We start from the raw sequence: 15,428 nt of genomic DNA, 5'->3' as shown, positions 1-15,428 counted from the left end.
GCTGTTGGCAGAGATTGCGCGCTATGAACGATTTGCCGAGCATGCAGAAAAAGGCGAGCTAGGAGTTTCTCGAACCATTCCCGAAAAGATGCCCTGAAATCGTGCATACCATGCGATCCGTGCCAGAGCGCTTTCCGGAATGCGCCTGCTTCATGCAGAACCGGTGCGAGCGCGGCGCCCCGCAACGGCCCGCGCTCAGCGAGCCAACAGCGCGCGGAGGCTCGCAACTTGAACGGGCGTCAGGCGCAGCGCGTCACGCACGTATGCCGGAAACCCGCCGACGCACCCCTCGACTTCGTCGAAGAACGCACGCAAGTACGTCGGCCGCGCCTCTAAAAACGACGCCAGCACCGCGCGCTCGTCATCCGACATCCCCTGCGACAACTGAGCCGTCTCGTGAGCCGTCGTCTCGGCGTTCGCCTCGTTGGTGGCCAGGTACGCAGCCATTATGTCGTCTTCGGGGCATCCGGCTATGCGTTGCAGCACGGCGCACAGCACGCCCGTGCGATCTTTGCCGTGCTCGCAGTGCACGAGGGCAGGCAGGCGTTCCGCGGCCATCGTGCGCAGAACGGTTCCCATAAGGGGGAACTCGCGCGCATAACGCCGGTAATTGCAGATCATGCGCTCTTCCGGACGGCCGTACTCGCCGATGACGCCGGCCACCAGACGGCGAGACGCGTCCGAACGTCCACGATCGGTGGAAGGTTCGAATGCGAGCGTTTTAGCGCCGACGATACGCGGTTCGGGACTGGACGCCACCTCCCAACGGTTACGCAGGTCGTAGATAGAGCGAACGCCCAAACCGCCCACGACGAACGCCGCCTCGTGCTCGGTGATGCGCGAAAGCGAAGCCGACCGGAACAGGCGCGCGCCCTCAAGCGGCCCCCCGTCGATGGCGCGCAAGCGGATGCCGCCGAACGACGCGACGCCCGGCGCGCCCGCCCTCGCGTCCGTCACGACTCTACCTCGAAAGCGTATTCCGCGACGATATCCGATACCGTGCCGTCGCCATCGACCGCGCGCACCTTCAGCAGATAGCGGCCGGGCCGTTCCGGACGATACACGAAATGCCAGTTCACGCCTTTGTCGATGACCGCGCCTGCCGTCTGATAGGTCGTCCAGGTTGCACCGCCATCCAACGAGAACTGCATCGCGGACACATTGCGCTCGAAATCGTCCACGTACCCGTCGAACTCGAGAGGCTCCCCCACCCGATGCGCCACCGCCATCCCCTTTCACCGGCAAACTCCACCTCGTCCGCGCGAACGATGCGCGCCCGTCCACCCTACCACAAGCAAACACCCCGCGCAAAACCAAACAGGCCGCCCCCTTGCAGCAGCGGGCGACCTCGAAAACACGGGCCGGCAGCCAAGGGCTGCCGGCCCGCTTGCGAAAGACGGCGAGGGAGGGCCGTCCTCGCATCTATCCGATCAGGCTCATCACCGTTTCGGCAACCAGGTCGGCATGCATGCCGGCAGCGAGGATCAGGAAGCGGAGCGCGCACCCGCCTATCAGAGCGCCCACGGCGCACGCCGCCATCAGCGTTCCGCCATGCTGCTTCATACCGGGCTTCTTCTTGCCGCGCTTGTGTAGCACAAGCCCCGCCACGGCCATGGCCAACGGCATCGCCAACCCGCACGCTGCCACCAGAGCCCAAAAGCAGGCTGCGAGATCACCCGTCAGCAGCAGCGCCGCAGAAGCCGCAGCCGTCGCGCCCACCGCCGTCTGGACGTCGCCTCCCAGCATGACCGCAAAGAACGCCGCCAACACCGCTATCTCGACCAGCACAAGCACCACGACGATCCGCTCCATGAGCACGCGCGCCTTGGGAGCAAGGGCATCCTTCTTCGACAGCGCGAGCGCCACCAGCTCCACCAACGCCACGCCCGTATCGAAGGCCGACACCGTGAACAGCGCCGGCAGCAACGGAGTGCTCCACAGAGGAACGCTGCCGGCCGCCATAAGCAGCATGCCCGTGTACACCGCCACGAACGCGCCCAGCACGATGCCGATCACCGCGAGCACCCGCCGCAGCGCGACGCCCCGCTTCTCGAACCACTTCCACTTCTTCGCCAGCCACACGCCCACCGGGCGCGTCGCCAACAACGCCGACACCGCGAACACCGCCATCGCCGCGAACGCGCCCCAGGCGCCGTAGGTCATCCACGAGGTGAAGTGGCCGAAACTCTGCCACATCATCAGGCCTCGCAGCGGCGTGACGAGCTCGGAAAGCAGCAACAGCAGACCCACCGCAAGGCTGGCTAGCGCAGCCCACATCGACACGCACACGATCAGGCGATGACGCGTCCGGTCGATCAGGAACAGCACCGCCGCCATCACGAACGCGCCGGCGCCCATGCCGCCCAAGAACAGGTACAGGGCGGGTTGCCAACTCCATATCGTTTGCAGCTCCATACTACTTCTCCGTTCCCAGCACCAGGCAAGAGGGACCGTTCGCTTGCGCGACGGGAACCGCGGAATGGTTCGTAAGCTCCATCAGCTCATCCAAAGGCCCGAATTGCAAGGCGCCGAATTTGCACGCGCGCACGCAATAAGGATCCTCCCCTATTGCAACCCCCGACCCTTGGCAGCAATCGCATTTGTCCATGGAAACGGAGTTGTACTTCGGCACTTCGTACGGGCACGCCTGGAAACAGTACTTGCATCCTATGCACACGTCCGGATTCACCTTCACGATCCCATGGGCGTCCTTCGAGATGGCGCCGGCCGGGCATACCTTCATGCAGCTCGGATCCTCGCAATGCATGCACGAAGTCGAGATGAAGAAGCTCCTCCCTCTTCGGCGCTTGAACGAAGATACCGTTCTCCTGTCAGGGGTATCGTCGGATAGATCGTTTTCCTTCCTGCACGCCTCGACGCATCGTCCGCATCCGGAACACCGCGCAAGGGCGACGAGGAAGCCGTACGCCGCGCCGTCGCCGTCTTGCCGTTGGTCGGCCTCGCGGGCATGCGCCTCGCCGCCGGAAGCGGCAACGCCGCCGAGGACGAGCGCGCAGGTTCCCGCAGCCGACGCCTGCAACAGCGTGCGGCGCGTCACGCTCACATGTTCTCCCATTTCAAACACTCGCTTTCAAGATCGAAGTGACGACGAGCCTACGCTTCAACGTCGAACACCACGCTGGAGGCGAGGGGAGAGACCGTGCCGTCCTCCGTGACCGCGCGGACGTCGAGCTTGAAGGTGCCCGCCGTCTCGGCCACGTAGTCGAAGTGCCAGTACACCCAGTCCTCGGCGTTCGAGGAGGAGGTGTCGAACGAAGTCCACGTCTCCCCTCCGTCCATCGAGAACTCAACGGAGGCAACCTTGACGCCGCAATCGTCGGCGTAGCCCTCGAAGGAGACCATGTCGCCCACCTTGAAGCCGCCGTCGACCGTGCTGAGGATGTTCACTTTGGCGCGGTACTCGTCGTCCGGGCCCTGCACCTCGGGCACCTCGTCGGAAACGGACAGCTCGATGTCGGTGACCGCGCGGGTGAAGTACTTGGCCACGGTGTCGGGCATCCACACCTGCAGGCGCTCGCCCTCGGACAGCTTCTGCTCGTCGATCTGGTACACCAGCAGCGCTTCCTTCTCCAGCACGTACGACAGGGGCATGGGCAGGCCGTAGCCGTCCTTGTCCTTGAACGTGATGGTGTTCACCTCGGGGGCGATGTCGGTCATGGACAGCATGTCGGACACCTTGACGCCCTTGACGCTGGCCATGGCGAGGGCGGGGCTCATGCCGCACGTGCAGCGCATCTTCTGGATCTTGGAGTCCATGCGCTCGATCTCGTCGAGACCCACCGTGTACACCTTCTCGACGTTGCCGCCGATGTTGAGGTAATAGCTTTCATGGGTGACCGCGTCGAAGGCGTAGCCCGGCTTTGCGCACAGGGCCGTGGTCGCCGTGCCGAACAGGTTGAACACCTCGTCGGCCGGAGTAACCACGTCCTGGCAGAAGGTGAAGTCGCCCGAGACGTTCGCAACCTTGTCGTAGTCCACCGCGTTGCGCTGCATCGTCTCGACGGGAAGCAGGCTGCTTTGGGCCATCGCCATGTCGAGCCCTCCCAGAGCGCCCGCGCCTCCCAGCAGAAGGGTCGCGCCCACCACGGTACAACCCAGCATCTTTGCCCCAGTAGCGTATCTCATTCTATCCCTCCACATTGCTCTTGGCGGTCACCATCACCTTTTGGATGTTGGTTCCCACGAGGCCGGTATCGGTGGTGCCCCGCACCATCAGCACGTAGCTGCCGTCGCTTTCAGGAGTCCACGTGTAGTGCCAGTACACCCACTTGCTAGGATCGGTCTGGCCCAGATCGTACGGCGTCCAGGTCTTGCCGTTGTCCATGGAGAACTCCAGCTTGACCACCGCCTCGTCGTAGGCGTCCGCATATCCCTCGAAGGTGAAGGGCTTGCCGGTCTCGATGATCATGCCCTCGGGAACCTTGAGCACCGTCGCATTCGGCTTGTTGATGTAGGGGCCCTCGCCGTACGAATTGAAACCGTTCATCATCCAGTCTTCCCACGGCTTTTCCTCGTCGGTCAGCTTGTAGCCCACGCACTGCTTGACGTACGACTGGGCGTCGCACTTCTCGACCCAGTTGATGCAGGGGCTGCCCTGGCTGGGATCGAGCGGCTTGCCGCCGATCTCGTAAACGAGGTACACGTCTTCGAACGAAGCCTCGGGGACGCCGCGGTTGCTGTGCGTCTGGGCGCCGTTGGTGCGGAACTCCTGACGATCGAACAGCACGCCGGTGATGTCCTTGCTCGCGCCGCCCGCCTTCTCGATAAGCCAGGTCAGCGGGATGCCCGTGATCTCGACGTTCGAGATGCCGCCGCCACCGGGCATGTTGTCAACGCAGTGGATCTTCGAAAGCTTCGTCACGGTGACCCCGGCCGCCTCGGCTTCGGAGATCAGGTCGGCCAGCTTCGCCGTGAACGGCTTGTTCACCAGGCCGTCCATGGTGATCTCGAAATTGTCGACGAAGTCCTTCGGAAGCTCCGTATCCAGCACGTTCTTGCCCATGATGTGGATCAGGCTGTCGTAGCGGGAATGGATCCAGTCGTAGGTGAACATGTCCTCGGGGGCCACAACGGTGTCCTGATCGAACACGAACTCGCCCTGGACGTCGGGAACCTTGACGATGCCGTCAAGATGGTCGTACTTGACCACGTCCCAAAGCTCGGCGCCCTGCTCGTTCTCCGTCATGTTGTGGCAGCTGATGCATTTGCCGCCACGCTCCTCGAAGTTCTCGCCGTTGCGTTCGCCGTAGTGGACGCCGTGCATGACGGTGCCCATCTCGTAGCCGTCATCTGCGCTATGGCAGAGCATGCACTGGTCGACCGTGATCTTACTGCCGAGGGCGTCGTTCCAGACGGTCGGATGGCTGTACTCCATGTTGGCCAGGGCGTCGCCGAGATCTTCATGGCAAGCCCCGCAACCGCGGTTGTCGGCATCAAGATAGTAGTTGTTGTACGACGTGCCGCCTTCGTACGGACGGTTCCAGTGGTAGCACTGGTACTCGGTCGGCGTGCGCTGAACCTTCGTGCCGTCTTCCAAGGTGCGGATTTCGGGAGCGTACTCCTTGTTCAGCTCGTCCTGACGCTCGTTCACCCCGTCAAGATACGCTTCGGCCTCCTCGATGCTGTTCTGATATTGAACCTCGGTCGAAGAGCTCTCCCCTTCCGCGGCTCCTTGCTGCGCGCAACCGGCGGCGAACAGCGATCCCGCCATCAGCATCGCGGTCACCACCATCAGCTTCTTTCTCATTCCCCTTCCTTTCTTTCGCTCGTTTCGTGCGGATCAACGCGGAAATCGCCGCGCGCCGCTTTCACCGTAAAGGCTTGCTCGCCTTCTGCCTTCAAAACGGTAATGAACGGAATATCGCCCCCTCCCTTGACGGGAACGCTGCACGATACGACCCTCCCCCGTCGCCCGTATCGTATCATAAATCATACAAATTTGTGATACTTGTCTTACATGTTTATGATTCTTTTTCGAGTATAGATACCCGGCACCGTTGCCGGGCACAGATGGAACCGTGGTCAACCGGCATGCGTCGAACTCGCACACGCGAAAGGGGCTCCGCGACGGCGGAGCCCCTTCAGGCAAACGGATGCGCAGAAGGCGCGCTAGGCTTTCTTCGCGATGTTCTCCAACCCCTCGAACGCCTCGGACAGGGCGCTGGGGATGACCACGAGACCGCCCTTCTCGCGCACGCTGTCGGAGACGAAGCTCATCGCACGCAGCTGCAGCGCCGCATCCTCGCGACCGTAGGTCCGCGCGGCGTCCACGAACATCTCCGATATCTCCTTCTCTACCTCGGCCAGTATCACGCGCGCGTTGTACTCGCGCTCGGCGCGCGCCTCGGCCGACAGCGATTCCTGCAGCTCGTCGGGGATCTCGATGTCGCGGATCTCCACCGACACCACGGTGATGCCCCACTCGTTCGTCTTGCGCTCCAGGATGTCGGCCACCTCGCGGTCGATCTGCTCGCGGCGCGTGCTCAGCTGGGCGATGTTCACCGCGCCCATCACGTCGCGCAGCGTGGTCTGCGCCGCCCAGTACACCAGGCGGACGTAGTTCTTCACCTCCGAGCACGCCTTTCCGGCATCCCACACCGTCCAGAACAGCACGGCGTCCACGTTCACGGGAACCAGGTCGGCCGTCAGCACGTGCTCGGCCTTGAACGCCGTCGAGCGCATGCGCATGTCCACCGTGGCCGCCGAGTACTCCACCAGCGGGATCATGAAGATGAGGCCGGGGCCGGCCACGCGGTTGAACTTGCCGAAACGCAGGACCACCGAGCGCTCCCACTCCAGCACCACGTGCATGCAGCTGAACAGCACCGCGCTGGCCAACGCGCCCACGACGACAGGCGCAAGCGACCATGTAAGCCACGCCATGCCTGCGAACAGAAAGAACACGATCAGCGTCAGCACCCACCGAAGCGCTGTCGCACCCGTGCGGCTGGTCGTCGTCTCGTCGAACTGCGCTTCGGTCGCAATCACGACGTCGTCGGCGCTCACGTCGTCCAACTCGTCGAAGTACGGCTTCTTCTCGCCCATGGCTCTCCCCTATCGATCCTCGAGCTTCGCGAACGCTTCCTCGATTCGCGTCATCGCGTCCGCGCGGGAAACCCCCGTCTCCCGTACCACGCGAACCAATTCCTCGATCACCATGTCTACAGGCGAATCGGGCAGGCTGAGCGCTTCCCGATCGATTTCCGCGATGGTCGAGCGTTTTCCACGTCCCGACAAGATCAGCCCGTCGGTCTCCAGATCCTGATACACCTTATGGATGGTGTTGTAGTTTACCCCCAGCTGAATGGCCAGCTCGCGCACCGTAGGCAGCGTATCCCCCGGCCTCAAGTGCCCTGACCTGATGAGGAAGATCATGTGGTTGCGGATTTGGATCCACACGGGAACGCCCGATGTATCGTTCACCCGCAACGTCTCGAACACGCGCCCCAACCTTCCTGCCAAAGTATCATCTAGTCGTATGATAACACAAGCGAACGCCAACGGATCGACTGGGAAAAGAAGCGCGGCCGTCGCGTTGACGGCCGCGCTCGGCAAGGCGCGATTCTTGCAACCCGGAAGCTACGCCAGGTCGCCCGCGGCTTTCACCTTCACGCGGTTCGTATGGCCCGGGTAGTACGCCAGCGGCACGTCTTCGGCGTCGATGATCTCCACGGTGTCGTGCACGGCGCCGGCCTCAACGGCCGCCTCGATCGCCGCCGCACGCGCCGCCGCCAGCGCCTCGTCGCGCGGCGTGACGTCGTAGTCCACCAGCGCCTCGTACACGCCGCTCACCTTCGAGATGGCCGAGCCGATGGCGTTCGCGCAACCCGCGTGCTCGGGCGCGTCCACCTCGGCCGTGCCGGCCAGCTCGTGCGGCAGCACGATGGCACCGCCGCCCACCAGCACCACGTCGATGTCGTCGCTGGACACCTTCATCACGTCGATGGCGTCCTCCACCAGCGCGCGGATGGCCGCCATCGCGCGTTCGGCCACATCCTGCGGGATATCGGCCACGAGCGAGGCGTCCCCCACCGAGGCCATCCCCAGGCGCACGGCGATGTCGGTGGCCGTCATCGTATCGCCGCCGAACACCAGCGCGCGCTCGGTGATGGCGTAGCCCACCGAATCGGGCCCCACGGTGACGCTGCCGTCATCGGCCACGCGCACGATGGAACCGCCGCCCAGGCCGATGGACACCACGTCGGGCATGCGGAAGTTCGTGCGCACGCCGCCGATGGTCACCGCCACGCCGCTCTCGCGCGGGAAGCCGTGCGACAGAACGCCCAGGTCGGTGGTGGTGCCGCCCACGTCGATGACGATGGCGTCGTCGCGGCGCGATAGGTAGCTGGCGCCGCGGATGGAGTTCGTCGGCCCGCACGCGATGGTGAGGATGGGATAGCGGCGCGCGTGTTCCATGGTCATGAGCGTGCCGTCGTTCTGCGACAGGTACACTTCGGCGTTCGTCACGCCCTTGTCGGCCAGACTGGCCGCGAAGCCCTCGGTGAACTTGCGCGCCACGTCGTACAGCGCCGCGTTCAAGATGGTGGCGTTCTCGCGCTCGATCAGGCCCATCGAGCCGATCTCGCTGGAAATGGACACATGCACGTCCTCGCCCAGCACCTCGCGCGCGATGGTCGCGGCGCGCAGCTCGTCGTCGTTGCGCACCGTGGAGAACACGCTGGACACGGCCACAGCCTCCACGCGGCTCTTCACGCCCTCGAAGAACGCGCGGCACGCGGCCTCGTCGAACTCCGCCAGGCGCTTGCCGTCGTACTCGAAGCCGCCCTCGATGACGAGCGCGTCCACGCACACCGCAGCGATGTCGTCGGCCCAGTCCACCATCGGCGGGATGCCAACCGTGGCCGGCGCGCCGATGCGCAGGATGGCGATGGGCGCAAGGCCCTTGCGCTCCACGATGGCGTTCGTGCACTGGGTGGTGCCCAGCATGGCCTGCGCGATCTGCGCGCGGTCCACGCCGCCGTCGGCCAGCACGGCGTCCACCGCGCCCATGATGCCCGTGTAGATATCGTCCGACGTGGGGTTCTTCACCGCCGCCACCACGTTCAGGTCCTCGTCGATCAAAACGGCGTCCGTGTTGGTGCCGCCCACGTCGATGCCCAATTTGTACATGGCCTTACGCCTCCTTCCGCGCGCTGCGCTCTTCGACGGGGATATAGTCGGTATCGATGCCGAAGTAGCGCGGCCCCACGAGGTCGAGACCCGCCTGCGTGCGCCACAGGTGGAAGCACTCCAGGCCCACGGCCAGCACACGCTTGCCGTACTTCAGCGCGTCGGTGGGAACGGGCGTGAACGTGTCGGGGTCCACGAGGCAGATGAGGTCGGGCACGGTGGCCTTGATCTGGCCGTCCACCACGCAGCTGAGGTTCTCGTTCTGGAAATCGACGAACGCCTGGCTGCCGCGGTCCTCGCCGATGCCCTCCAGCACCACGCGGCCGAAGTTGAACGCCCCGCGCGTCTCGCGCAGCACGTCGGAGATCTTGCCCTTGAACAGCTTGTGGCCACCCGTGAACTTCAAGAAGAACTCCTCGGGCGTGAGGCCGGCCGCAGCCGCCTCGTCCTTCGCCGTGCGGATGGCGCGGCCCAGTTCCTCGGAGCGCGTCACGATGCCGTGCACGCCGTACTGCTTGCAGGTGTCTACGTCCATGCAGAACAGCGCGACCGTCAGCGTGCCGCCCATGGTCATGGTGGCGGCGCGGGCGATGTCCTCGGTCCACTTGTTCGTGATGGTATCGAGGATGCCGGAGTTGCCCTTCTCGTCGATGAACGCCATGGGCGTGGCCGACGCGCCGCCGATGGTGAACGTGACCATCTGCAGCTCGGGGAACGCGCGGCCCATGCCGTCCACGTCCACCATGGGAATGCCGAGGCGCGCGGCCGCGGCGATGGGCAGCATGGAGTTCACGCCGCCAGCTTCGATGGGCATGGTGGCGTAGATGGGCTTGCCGTAGTAGCGCGACACCATGTCGAACAGCTTGGCGAACTCGTTGGCGCCCACGCCCTTCTCGGCGAGGATGGTGGGTGCGCCCATGGATGCGGCGGGCATGATGAACGCGCCGTCGGGCACCTCGTCGATGCCGATCAGCTCCACTTCGCCGCATTCTTTCACGGCGCCGATGGCCGTGAGCTTTCCGATGTAAGGGTCGCCGCCCCCACCAGCGCCGAGAAGCGTCGCGCCCAGCGCGATGTCCTCGATTTCCTGGATGCCGATCTTTCTCATGCTTGTCCTTCCTGTGCGCGTTCCGAAGCGTCGAGTGTGACCTGGTTCATGATAGCCGATTCCGCGGGTCGCTTGAACGCGATGGGCCCCGCGAAGCGCTCGCCGCCCGTCAGGCGGTAGGCTGCCACGTAGGCGGCCATCGCCACGACGATGCCGTTCACCGGGCCAACGAAGAACGGCAGGTCGAGCGCTTCCAGCCCCGACACCAGCGCGAACGTGCCGCCCGTGACGAGCGCCACCGCGATGCCGCACGCAAGCCCTGCCACGCCCGCCGCCGACACACCCGCGGGCACGCGCACGTTCGCCGGGCGGCCCTTGCGCACCAGCCAGTAGTCCGCCACCATCACGCCGGCCAGCGCGGGGCCGCAGGCCGACAGCACGGTGAGAAACGCCTCGAACTGCCCGAGGATGCCGCCCACCGCCAGCACGATGCCCGCGATGCCGGAGACGGCCGTGGTCAGCTTGCTGCCGCCCTCACCCTTCCCCAACATGACCGCGAAGCCGAGCCCGGCGGAGTACACGTTGCTCGCGTTCACCGTCCACGCCGACAGCACGAGCGCAATAAGGCCTACCGCGGGCAGTCCGATGGAGTTCATGATGACGGCGATGTCTCCCTGACCGGTGACGATGGCCAGCGCCGCGCCGGCCAGCAGCGCCACGAGCGCTGCGGGGATGACGCCGACGATGCACGAGAGCACGGCGTCCTTGCGCGTGCGCGCGAAGCGGGCGAAGTCGCCGGCCGTGGCGCCCGCGAACGCGAACAGCCCCACCGCCATGTTGACGCCCGCGATGAGGCCGATGGCGTCGGCGGGCAGCGGCACGTAGCCCAACAGCGCGTCGAGGCTGCCGGTTCGCGCCACCGACGCGCCCACGCCGTACAGGCAGATGGCCACCAGCAGCGGCGCGGCGACGGAGCTCACCCATTTCAGCCCGTCGAAACCCACGATCGCCGTGACCAGCATGAGCGCGCCGAGCGCCGTCGAGCACGCCCACACGGGCACGGCCAGGCCGAACACGTCGGCCAGCATAAGCGCCAGCGAGGCGCCGCACACGGCCGTCTGCACGCCGAACCAGCCGATGGTGACGACGCCCACGATGAGCGACACGAGGTAGCGCGCGCCGGTGCGGCCGAGCGCGGGAGCTGCGAGCGAGGCCGTGGGAAACCCCAGGTCGGAGGCCTGCATGGACACGAAGCACATGTACGCAACGATGAAGCCGAACCCCACGAGCGTGGCCAGCGCCGCGCCGCTGAGCGCGAGCCCCAGCCCCAGTGCCGCGCCCACCATGAGCGTCGGCGCGCTGAACATGCCGCCCGCGCGGATGAATGCGATGCTGGTCCAGCTTTTGCGCTCGGATTCGTCGATGCGCAGACCGTCGGCTTCCGCCGCGGCGGTGGTGTCGCGTGCCGTGGGCACCGGTGCCTCCTCGTTCGTCGTTTTTTAGGTGGTATCGGCTCGAAAGTGTAGCACAGCCGCGCGCCAAGCTGGGACAATCACGATTTGGACGCAAAACGGCACCCATGACAATCTTGGAGCGCTTCCGATGCATCGCAGCATGTAGCCAGATCGCATAAGCCCAGGTGGCGAAGATCGAGCATGGCCCCTCCCGCCCGACTAAGCTGCTGAAATTGTCATGGGTGCCGTTTTGCGTCCACCGCAATCCGATTCCGGTAGCGTCCCGAAAGTTGGTGTATCAATCCGTTTCTGGAGGGCGGGCGAAGCCTGCCCGAGAAAAACGGACATCGTCTAGAATCGTCAATCACCACAAAAGACAGATTCGAAGGAAGGCGATGCCCGCTATGGACACTCTACTATTCAACGACCCCGAAGTGAAGGGGCTCGCGTTCGCGATCCTCGAGGAATGCACCGACCTGCAGGCCTTCGGGCGCAGGATGCTCGAGCTCCTGGCGAACGCCGCGATGTCGGCGAAGGCCGACGAGGCGTGCAACGCCCCCTACGGGGAGCGCGACGAGGGGCGCGTCAACTCGCGCAACGGCTACCGGGAGCGGGGGCTCTCGACCGCCGCGGGCGACGTCACCCTCAAGATTCCGAAGCTGCGCCGAGGCTCGTTCTTCCCCGAGGACCTGATCGAGCGCTACTGCAGGGTGGACCGGGCGCTCGTCGCGGCGGTGGCCGAGATGTACGTCATGGGGATATCGACGCGCAAGGTGGAGGCCGTCGCGGGCGAGCTCGGCGTGAGGTCGATGTCGAAGTCGCAGGTGTCGCGCCTGTGCGAGTGCCTGGACGCCGAGGTGGACGCGTTCAGGAGGCAGCGCTTCGACGGGGTGCGCTTCGCCTACCTGTGGCTCGACGCCACCTACGTGAAGTGCCGCGTGGAGGGGCGCTCGGCGTCCCAGGCCGTCGTGACCGCGATCGGGCTCGACGACACGGGCCACAAGCGCTTCGTCGGCGTGGACTGCGTGGACACGGAGAGCCACGCCGGGTGGAAGGCGTTCCTCTCCGGCCTGAGGGCGCGCGGCGTCGACGGCGTGCGCCTCGTCGTCTCGGACGCCCACGAAGGGCTCGCGAAGGCGATAGCCGAGACGTTCCAAGGAGCGGCCTGGCAGCGCTGCGTCACGCACCTCATGCGCAACGTGGCGGGCCGCATCCACAGGAAGGACGACCAGAGAAAGGCGCGCGAGGCCATGAAGGCCGTCTTCGCGCAGAAGAGCCCCGTCCTCGTGCGGGCGTGCTACCAAGAGGCGACCGAGGAGGTGCTGAAGATCTCGAGGGCGGCCGGAAACGTGCTCTTGGAGGCCGAGGAGGCGGCGCTCGCCTACCTGGCGTTCCCGGCCACGCACCGCACCAAGATCCGCACCAACAACGTCCAGGAGAGGGCCAACCGCGAGATCAAGCGCAGGACGCGCGTCGTGCAGGGGTTCCCCTCGCGCGAGTCGCTCATCCGCCTGGTGGGAGCGGCGCTCATCGAGGCCGACGAGGAGTGGTCGGCGCGCTGCGTCATCTCCAGGCCCTCGCTCGCGCACGCCTGGAAGGCCCAGGAGCGCGAGGCCCCCGGCGAGGCCGAGGTGCTCGCCGCCCGCGAGGCGGCGCGCAAGATCATAGGGAGCGCCATTGACCCGAAGGAGGACGAAGGCTAAGATTCACCTCGCAAGGGTGCCGGCGATTCTCCGGCGATGGCCCTGATACACCACGATTCGGGACGCGGCCCCGATTCCGACCCGTCGCCGCAGCGTGGCAGGAGATTTCCGCAACTGCAAGGGAGTAGAATGGGAGCCGCCCGGCGAAAGAAAAGGAGTCCGCGTGGACGTCGACCTGCACTACCGTGAGCAAGGAACCGGCGAGCCGCTCATCCTGCTGCACGGCAACGGCGAGGACGGCTCGTATTTCGAGCATCAGATGGACGCGTTCGCGTCGCGTTTCCGGGTGATCGCGCTCGACACGCGCGGGCACGGTCGCTCGCCGCGCGGGGAGGCGCCCTTCACCATCCGCCAGTTCGCCGACGACCTGCTGGCGTTCATGGACGGGCAAGGCATCGAGCGCGCGCATCTGCTGGGATTCTCGGACGGAGGGAACATCGCGCTGGTGTTCGCGCTCGCGCACCCCGAGCGCGTGGGAAAGCTCGTGCTGAATGGGGCGAACCTGGACGGCAGCGGAGTGAAGCCGTCGGTGCAGCTGCCCATCGTGGCGGGCTACGGGGCGGCGTCGCTCTTCGCGCGCTGGAGCGTCCGCGCGCACCGCAAAGCCGAAATGCTGAGCCTCATGGTGAACGACCCGAACATCGCCCCGGAGGAGCTAGCCGAGCTGAGGGTGCCGACGCTGGTGGTGGCCGGAGCGAGGGACATGATCAAGAAGGAGCACACCAGGTTGATCGCGAGCAGCATTCCAGGCGCGAGGCTGGCCTTCGTGGAGGGGGATCATTTCGTGGCTGCGGGGAACCCCGAGGAGTTCAACAAGGTCGTGAGGAGGTTTTTGGAAAGCTGATAGACCTAGTCATGATGATCATGCAATACGCATGTAAATTGCATAATGCAAGCGAAAAATCAGGTAGTCGCGAGAGTCGGAAGACCGGATCTAATCCCGTCTGAACAAGTCGCGCGTGTACATCTTGCCGGCAATGTCGGACAGCTCGTCGCTCCAACGGTTGGCCACGACGAGATCGCAGCGCTCCTTGAACGAAGTCAGGTCGCGAACGACCTCACTGCCGAAGAAGTCGGGGGCGTCGAGCGTCGGCTCGTACACGACCACGCACACGCCCTTCGCTTTCACGCGCTTCATGATCCCCTGCACGGAAGAGGCGCGGAAGTTGTCCGAGCCGGTCTTCGTGGTGAGACGGTAGACCCCCACGACCGGGCTCTTGACGCCCGCCACTCTCGCCAGCACCTCGTCGGCCACGAAGTCCTTGCGCGTGCGGTTCGCGTCCACGACGGCCCCCATTATGTTCTGGGACACGTCCGCGTAGTTCGCCAGCAGCTGCTATAAAAGACGTAAATTCGATTCTTTAAAACCTTGCTCGCTTCTTCTAGATGCTCTTATACCGGACTAGTTCATGTTGCAAAGAAGCAGATACTCATGATTAAGAGAATACCTCAAGTTGCGAGAGATGACCTTACCAGAAACATGCTTCTGTTTTCATTATTGGAGCGAGGCATCTTCACATCTACTGCATCTAACCTCATTCTATCGCAGGGCAATCGAGCAACGCATTCAACCATGTTTCATATCCGGCACCTACAAGGTGAACCCCATCGGCTGAATAAAGATCGGCGTTGCGCTCTCCATCAACAAGAAACAAAGGATGGAGATTCAAGTATTCAACGGAGACGTATTCGGAAGCAATCTCTTCATAGCTCTCGTTAAGCCGGAGGATCGCGACTTCGTCGACGTCTTCCGCTGGCAATACGCTCTGTATCACTATCGTCGTGTCAGGCAGGCTAACCAAAAGCGATTCGACGATCTTTTTGACATTGGCAACCGTCGTGGCTTCAGGAACGCCCGTTGCCAAGTCGTTTACGCCGATCATAAGGAATACAATATCTGGGCGGCAATCCGATACGGAATCCAGACGATTGAGCACCCCTTCGGAAACATCGCTTCCAATTCCCCTATTGATAACCGTGCAACCAGGAAAGAACTCACTCCAGAGCCCGAGTTGCGTCAAGCTATCGCCGACAAAGCAGATATCGGCTTTGTCGATTCGAACGACTTGATCA

At 64.4% G+C, this 15,428-nt stretch carries 15 protein-coding genes; 2 read left to right on the top strand and 13 right to left on the bottom strand.

Translation table 11 applies throughout. From position 1 onward, the window contains the following. Positions 1 to 195: 195 nt before the first annotated feature. The 11 genes from ELEN_RS03310 to ELEN_RS03260 all read right to left on the bottom strand — a co-directional run bounded on the left by ELEN_RS03310 (position 196) and on the right by ELEN_RS03260 (position 11,673). Positions 196 to 957, bottom strand: a complete 762-nt coding sequence (locus ELEN_RS03310) for a tyrosine-protein phosphatase (RefSeq protein ID WP_015760080.1) — start codon at positions 955 to 957, stop codon at positions 196 to 198. Continuing rightward, a complete protein-coding gene (locus ELEN_RS16485; protein ID WP_035577904.1) occupies positions 954 to 1,229 on the bottom strand; it encodes a hypothetical protein in 276 nt (91 codons plus the stop codon). Before ELEN_RS16485 ends, ELEN_RS03310 begins: the two co-directional genes overlap by 4 nt. Before the next feature lie 193 nt (positions 1,230 to 1,422). After that, complete coding sequence (gene nrfD, locus ELEN_RS03300) at positions 1,423 to 2,415, bottom strand: NrfD/PsrC family molybdoenzyme membrane anchor subunit (RefSeq protein WP_015760079.1); 993 nt, start codon at positions 2,413 to 2,415, stop codon at positions 1,423 to 1,425. Position 2,416: 1 nt separating this feature from the next. Then, entirely contained in the window at positions 2,417 to 3,076 is a 660-nt protein-coding gene (locus ELEN_RS03295; protein WP_041691602.1) for a 4Fe-4S dicluster domain-containing protein, read from the bottom strand. Between the two features lie 38 nt (positions 3,077 to 3,114). After that, a complete protein-coding gene (locus tag ELEN_RS03290; RefSeq protein WP_227111523.1) occupies positions 3,115 to 4,122 on the bottom strand; it encodes a molybdopterin-dependent oxidoreductase in 1,008 nt (335 codons plus the stop codon). A gap of 25 nt (positions 4,123 to 4,147) precedes the next feature. Then, complete coding sequence (locus tag ELEN_RS03285) at positions 4,148 to 5,767, bottom strand: molybdopterin-dependent oxidoreductase (protein WP_009609514.1); 1,620 nt, start codon at positions 5,765 to 5,767, stop codon at positions 4,148 to 4,150. A 362-nt stretch (positions 5,768 to 6,129) separates the two neighbouring features. Next, complete coding sequence (locus ELEN_RS03280) at positions 6,130 to 7,065, bottom strand: slipin family protein (RefSeq protein ID WP_015760077.1); 936 nt, start codon at positions 7,063 to 7,065, stop codon at positions 6,130 to 6,132. Positions 7,066 to 7,074: 9 nt separating this feature from the next. Continuing rightward, the gene (locus ELEN_RS03275) at positions 7,075 to 7,461 is read right to left on the bottom strand and encodes a GntR family transcriptional regulator (protein ID WP_015760076.1); all 387 of its coding nucleotides are present in this window, start codon (positions 7,459 to 7,461) and stop codon (positions 7,075 to 7,077) included. A gap of 138 nt (positions 7,462 to 7,599) precedes the next feature. Beyond that, complete coding sequence (locus ELEN_RS03270) at positions 7,600 to 9,150, bottom strand: hydantoinase/oxoprolinase N-terminal domain-containing protein (RefSeq protein ID WP_015760075.1); 1,551 nt, start codon at positions 9,148 to 9,150, stop codon at positions 7,600 to 7,602. Positions 9,151 to 9,154: 4 nt separating this feature from the next. Then, positions 9,155 to 10,258: a DUF917 domain-containing protein gene (locus ELEN_RS03265; RefSeq protein WP_009306517.1), complete on the bottom strand. Its 1,104-nt coding sequence runs from the start codon at positions 10,256 to 10,258 to the stop codon at positions 9,155 to 9,157. Beyond that, entirely contained in the window at positions 10,255 to 11,673 is a 1,419-nt protein-coding gene (locus tag ELEN_RS03260) for a cytosine permease (RefSeq protein ID WP_015760074.1), read from the bottom strand. The genes ELEN_RS03265 and ELEN_RS03260 overlap by 4 nt, the downstream gene beginning before the upstream one ends. 383 nt (positions 11,674 to 12,056) lie before the next feature. Between ELEN_RS03260 and ELEN_RS03255 the strand changes: the two genes are divergently transcribed. Both ELEN_RS03255 and ELEN_RS03250 read left to right on the top strand, forming a co-directional pair. Further along, positions 12,057 to 13,355 (top strand): IS256 family transposase, encoded by a 1,299-nt coding sequence (locus tag ELEN_RS03255; RefSeq protein ID WP_227101377.1) that lies wholly within the window; start codon positions 12,057 to 12,059, stop codon positions 13,353 to 13,355. A gap of 163 nt (positions 13,356 to 13,518) precedes the next feature. Next, positions 13,519 to 14,199: an alpha/beta fold hydrolase gene (locus ELEN_RS03250; protein ID WP_009306519.1), complete on the top strand. Its 681-nt coding sequence runs from the start codon at positions 13,519 to 13,521 to the stop codon at positions 14,197 to 14,199. A 90-nt stretch (positions 14,200 to 14,289) separates the two neighbouring features. Here the strand turns inward: ELEN_RS03250 and ELEN_RS03245 are convergent, their stop codons facing one another. Together ELEN_RS03245 and ELEN_RS15875 are read right to left on the bottom strand one after the other, a co-directional pair. Continuing rightward, the gene (locus ELEN_RS03245; protein WP_041691601.1) at positions 14,290 to 14,640 is read right to left on the bottom strand and encodes a UDP binding domain-containing protein; all 351 of its coding nucleotides are present in this window, start codon (positions 14,638 to 14,640) and stop codon (positions 14,290 to 14,292) included. Between the two features lie 250 nt (positions 14,641 to 14,890). Beyond that, positions 14,891 to 15,376 (bottom strand): GDSL-type esterase/lipase family protein, encoded by a 486-nt coding sequence (locus ELEN_RS15875; protein WP_009609517.1) that lies wholly within the window; start codon positions 15,374 to 15,376, stop codon positions 14,891 to 14,893. Positions 15,377 to 15,428 lie beyond the last annotated feature (52 nt).

It is taken from the genome of Eggerthella lenta DSM 2243, assembly GCF_000024265.1.
Classification (GTDB): Bacteria; Actinomycetota; Coriobacteriia; order Coriobacteriales; family Eggerthellaceae; genus Eggerthella; species Eggerthella lenta.
This window is presented reverse-complemented; position numbering and strand designations above follow the sequence as displayed.

Bases quoted from the DNA above. Each gene is read 5' to 3' on its own strand.
- ELEN_RS03255 (WP_227101377.1), top strand. From the start codon at position 12,057: ATGGACACTCTACTATTCAACGACCCCGAAGTGAAGGGGCTCGCGTTC.
- nrfD (WP_015760079.1), bottom strand. From the start codon at position 2,415: ATGGAGCTGCAAACGATATGGAGTTGGCAACCCGCCCTGTACCTGTTC.
- ELEN_RS03280 (WP_015760077.1), bottom strand. From the start codon at position 7,065: ATGGGCGAGAAGAAGCCGTACTTCGACGAGTTGGACGACGTGAGCGCC.
- ELEN_RS03290 (WP_227111523.1), bottom strand. From the start codon at position 4,122: ATGCTGGGTTGTACCGTGGTGGGCGCGACCCTTCTGCTGGGAGGCGCG.
- ELEN_RS03295 (WP_041691602.1), bottom strand. From the start codon at position 3,076: ATGGGAGAACATGTGAGCGTGACGCGCCGCACGCTGTTGCAGGCGTCG.
- ELEN_RS03285 (WP_009609514.1), bottom strand. From the start codon at position 5,767: ATGAGAAAGAAGCTGATGGTGGTGACCGCGATGCTGATGGCGGGATCG.
- ELEN_RS03265 (WP_009306517.1), bottom strand. From the start codon at position 10,258: ATGAGAAAGATCGGCATCCAGGAAATCGAGGACATCGCGCTGGGCGCG.
- ELEN_RS03270 (WP_015760075.1), bottom strand. From the start codon at position 9,150: ATGTACAAATTGGGCATCGACGTGGGCGGCACCAACACGGACGCCGTT.
- ELEN_RS16485 (WP_035577904.1), bottom strand. From the start codon at position 1,229: ATGGCGGTGGCGCATCGGGTGGGGGAGCCTCTCGAGTTCGACGGGTAC.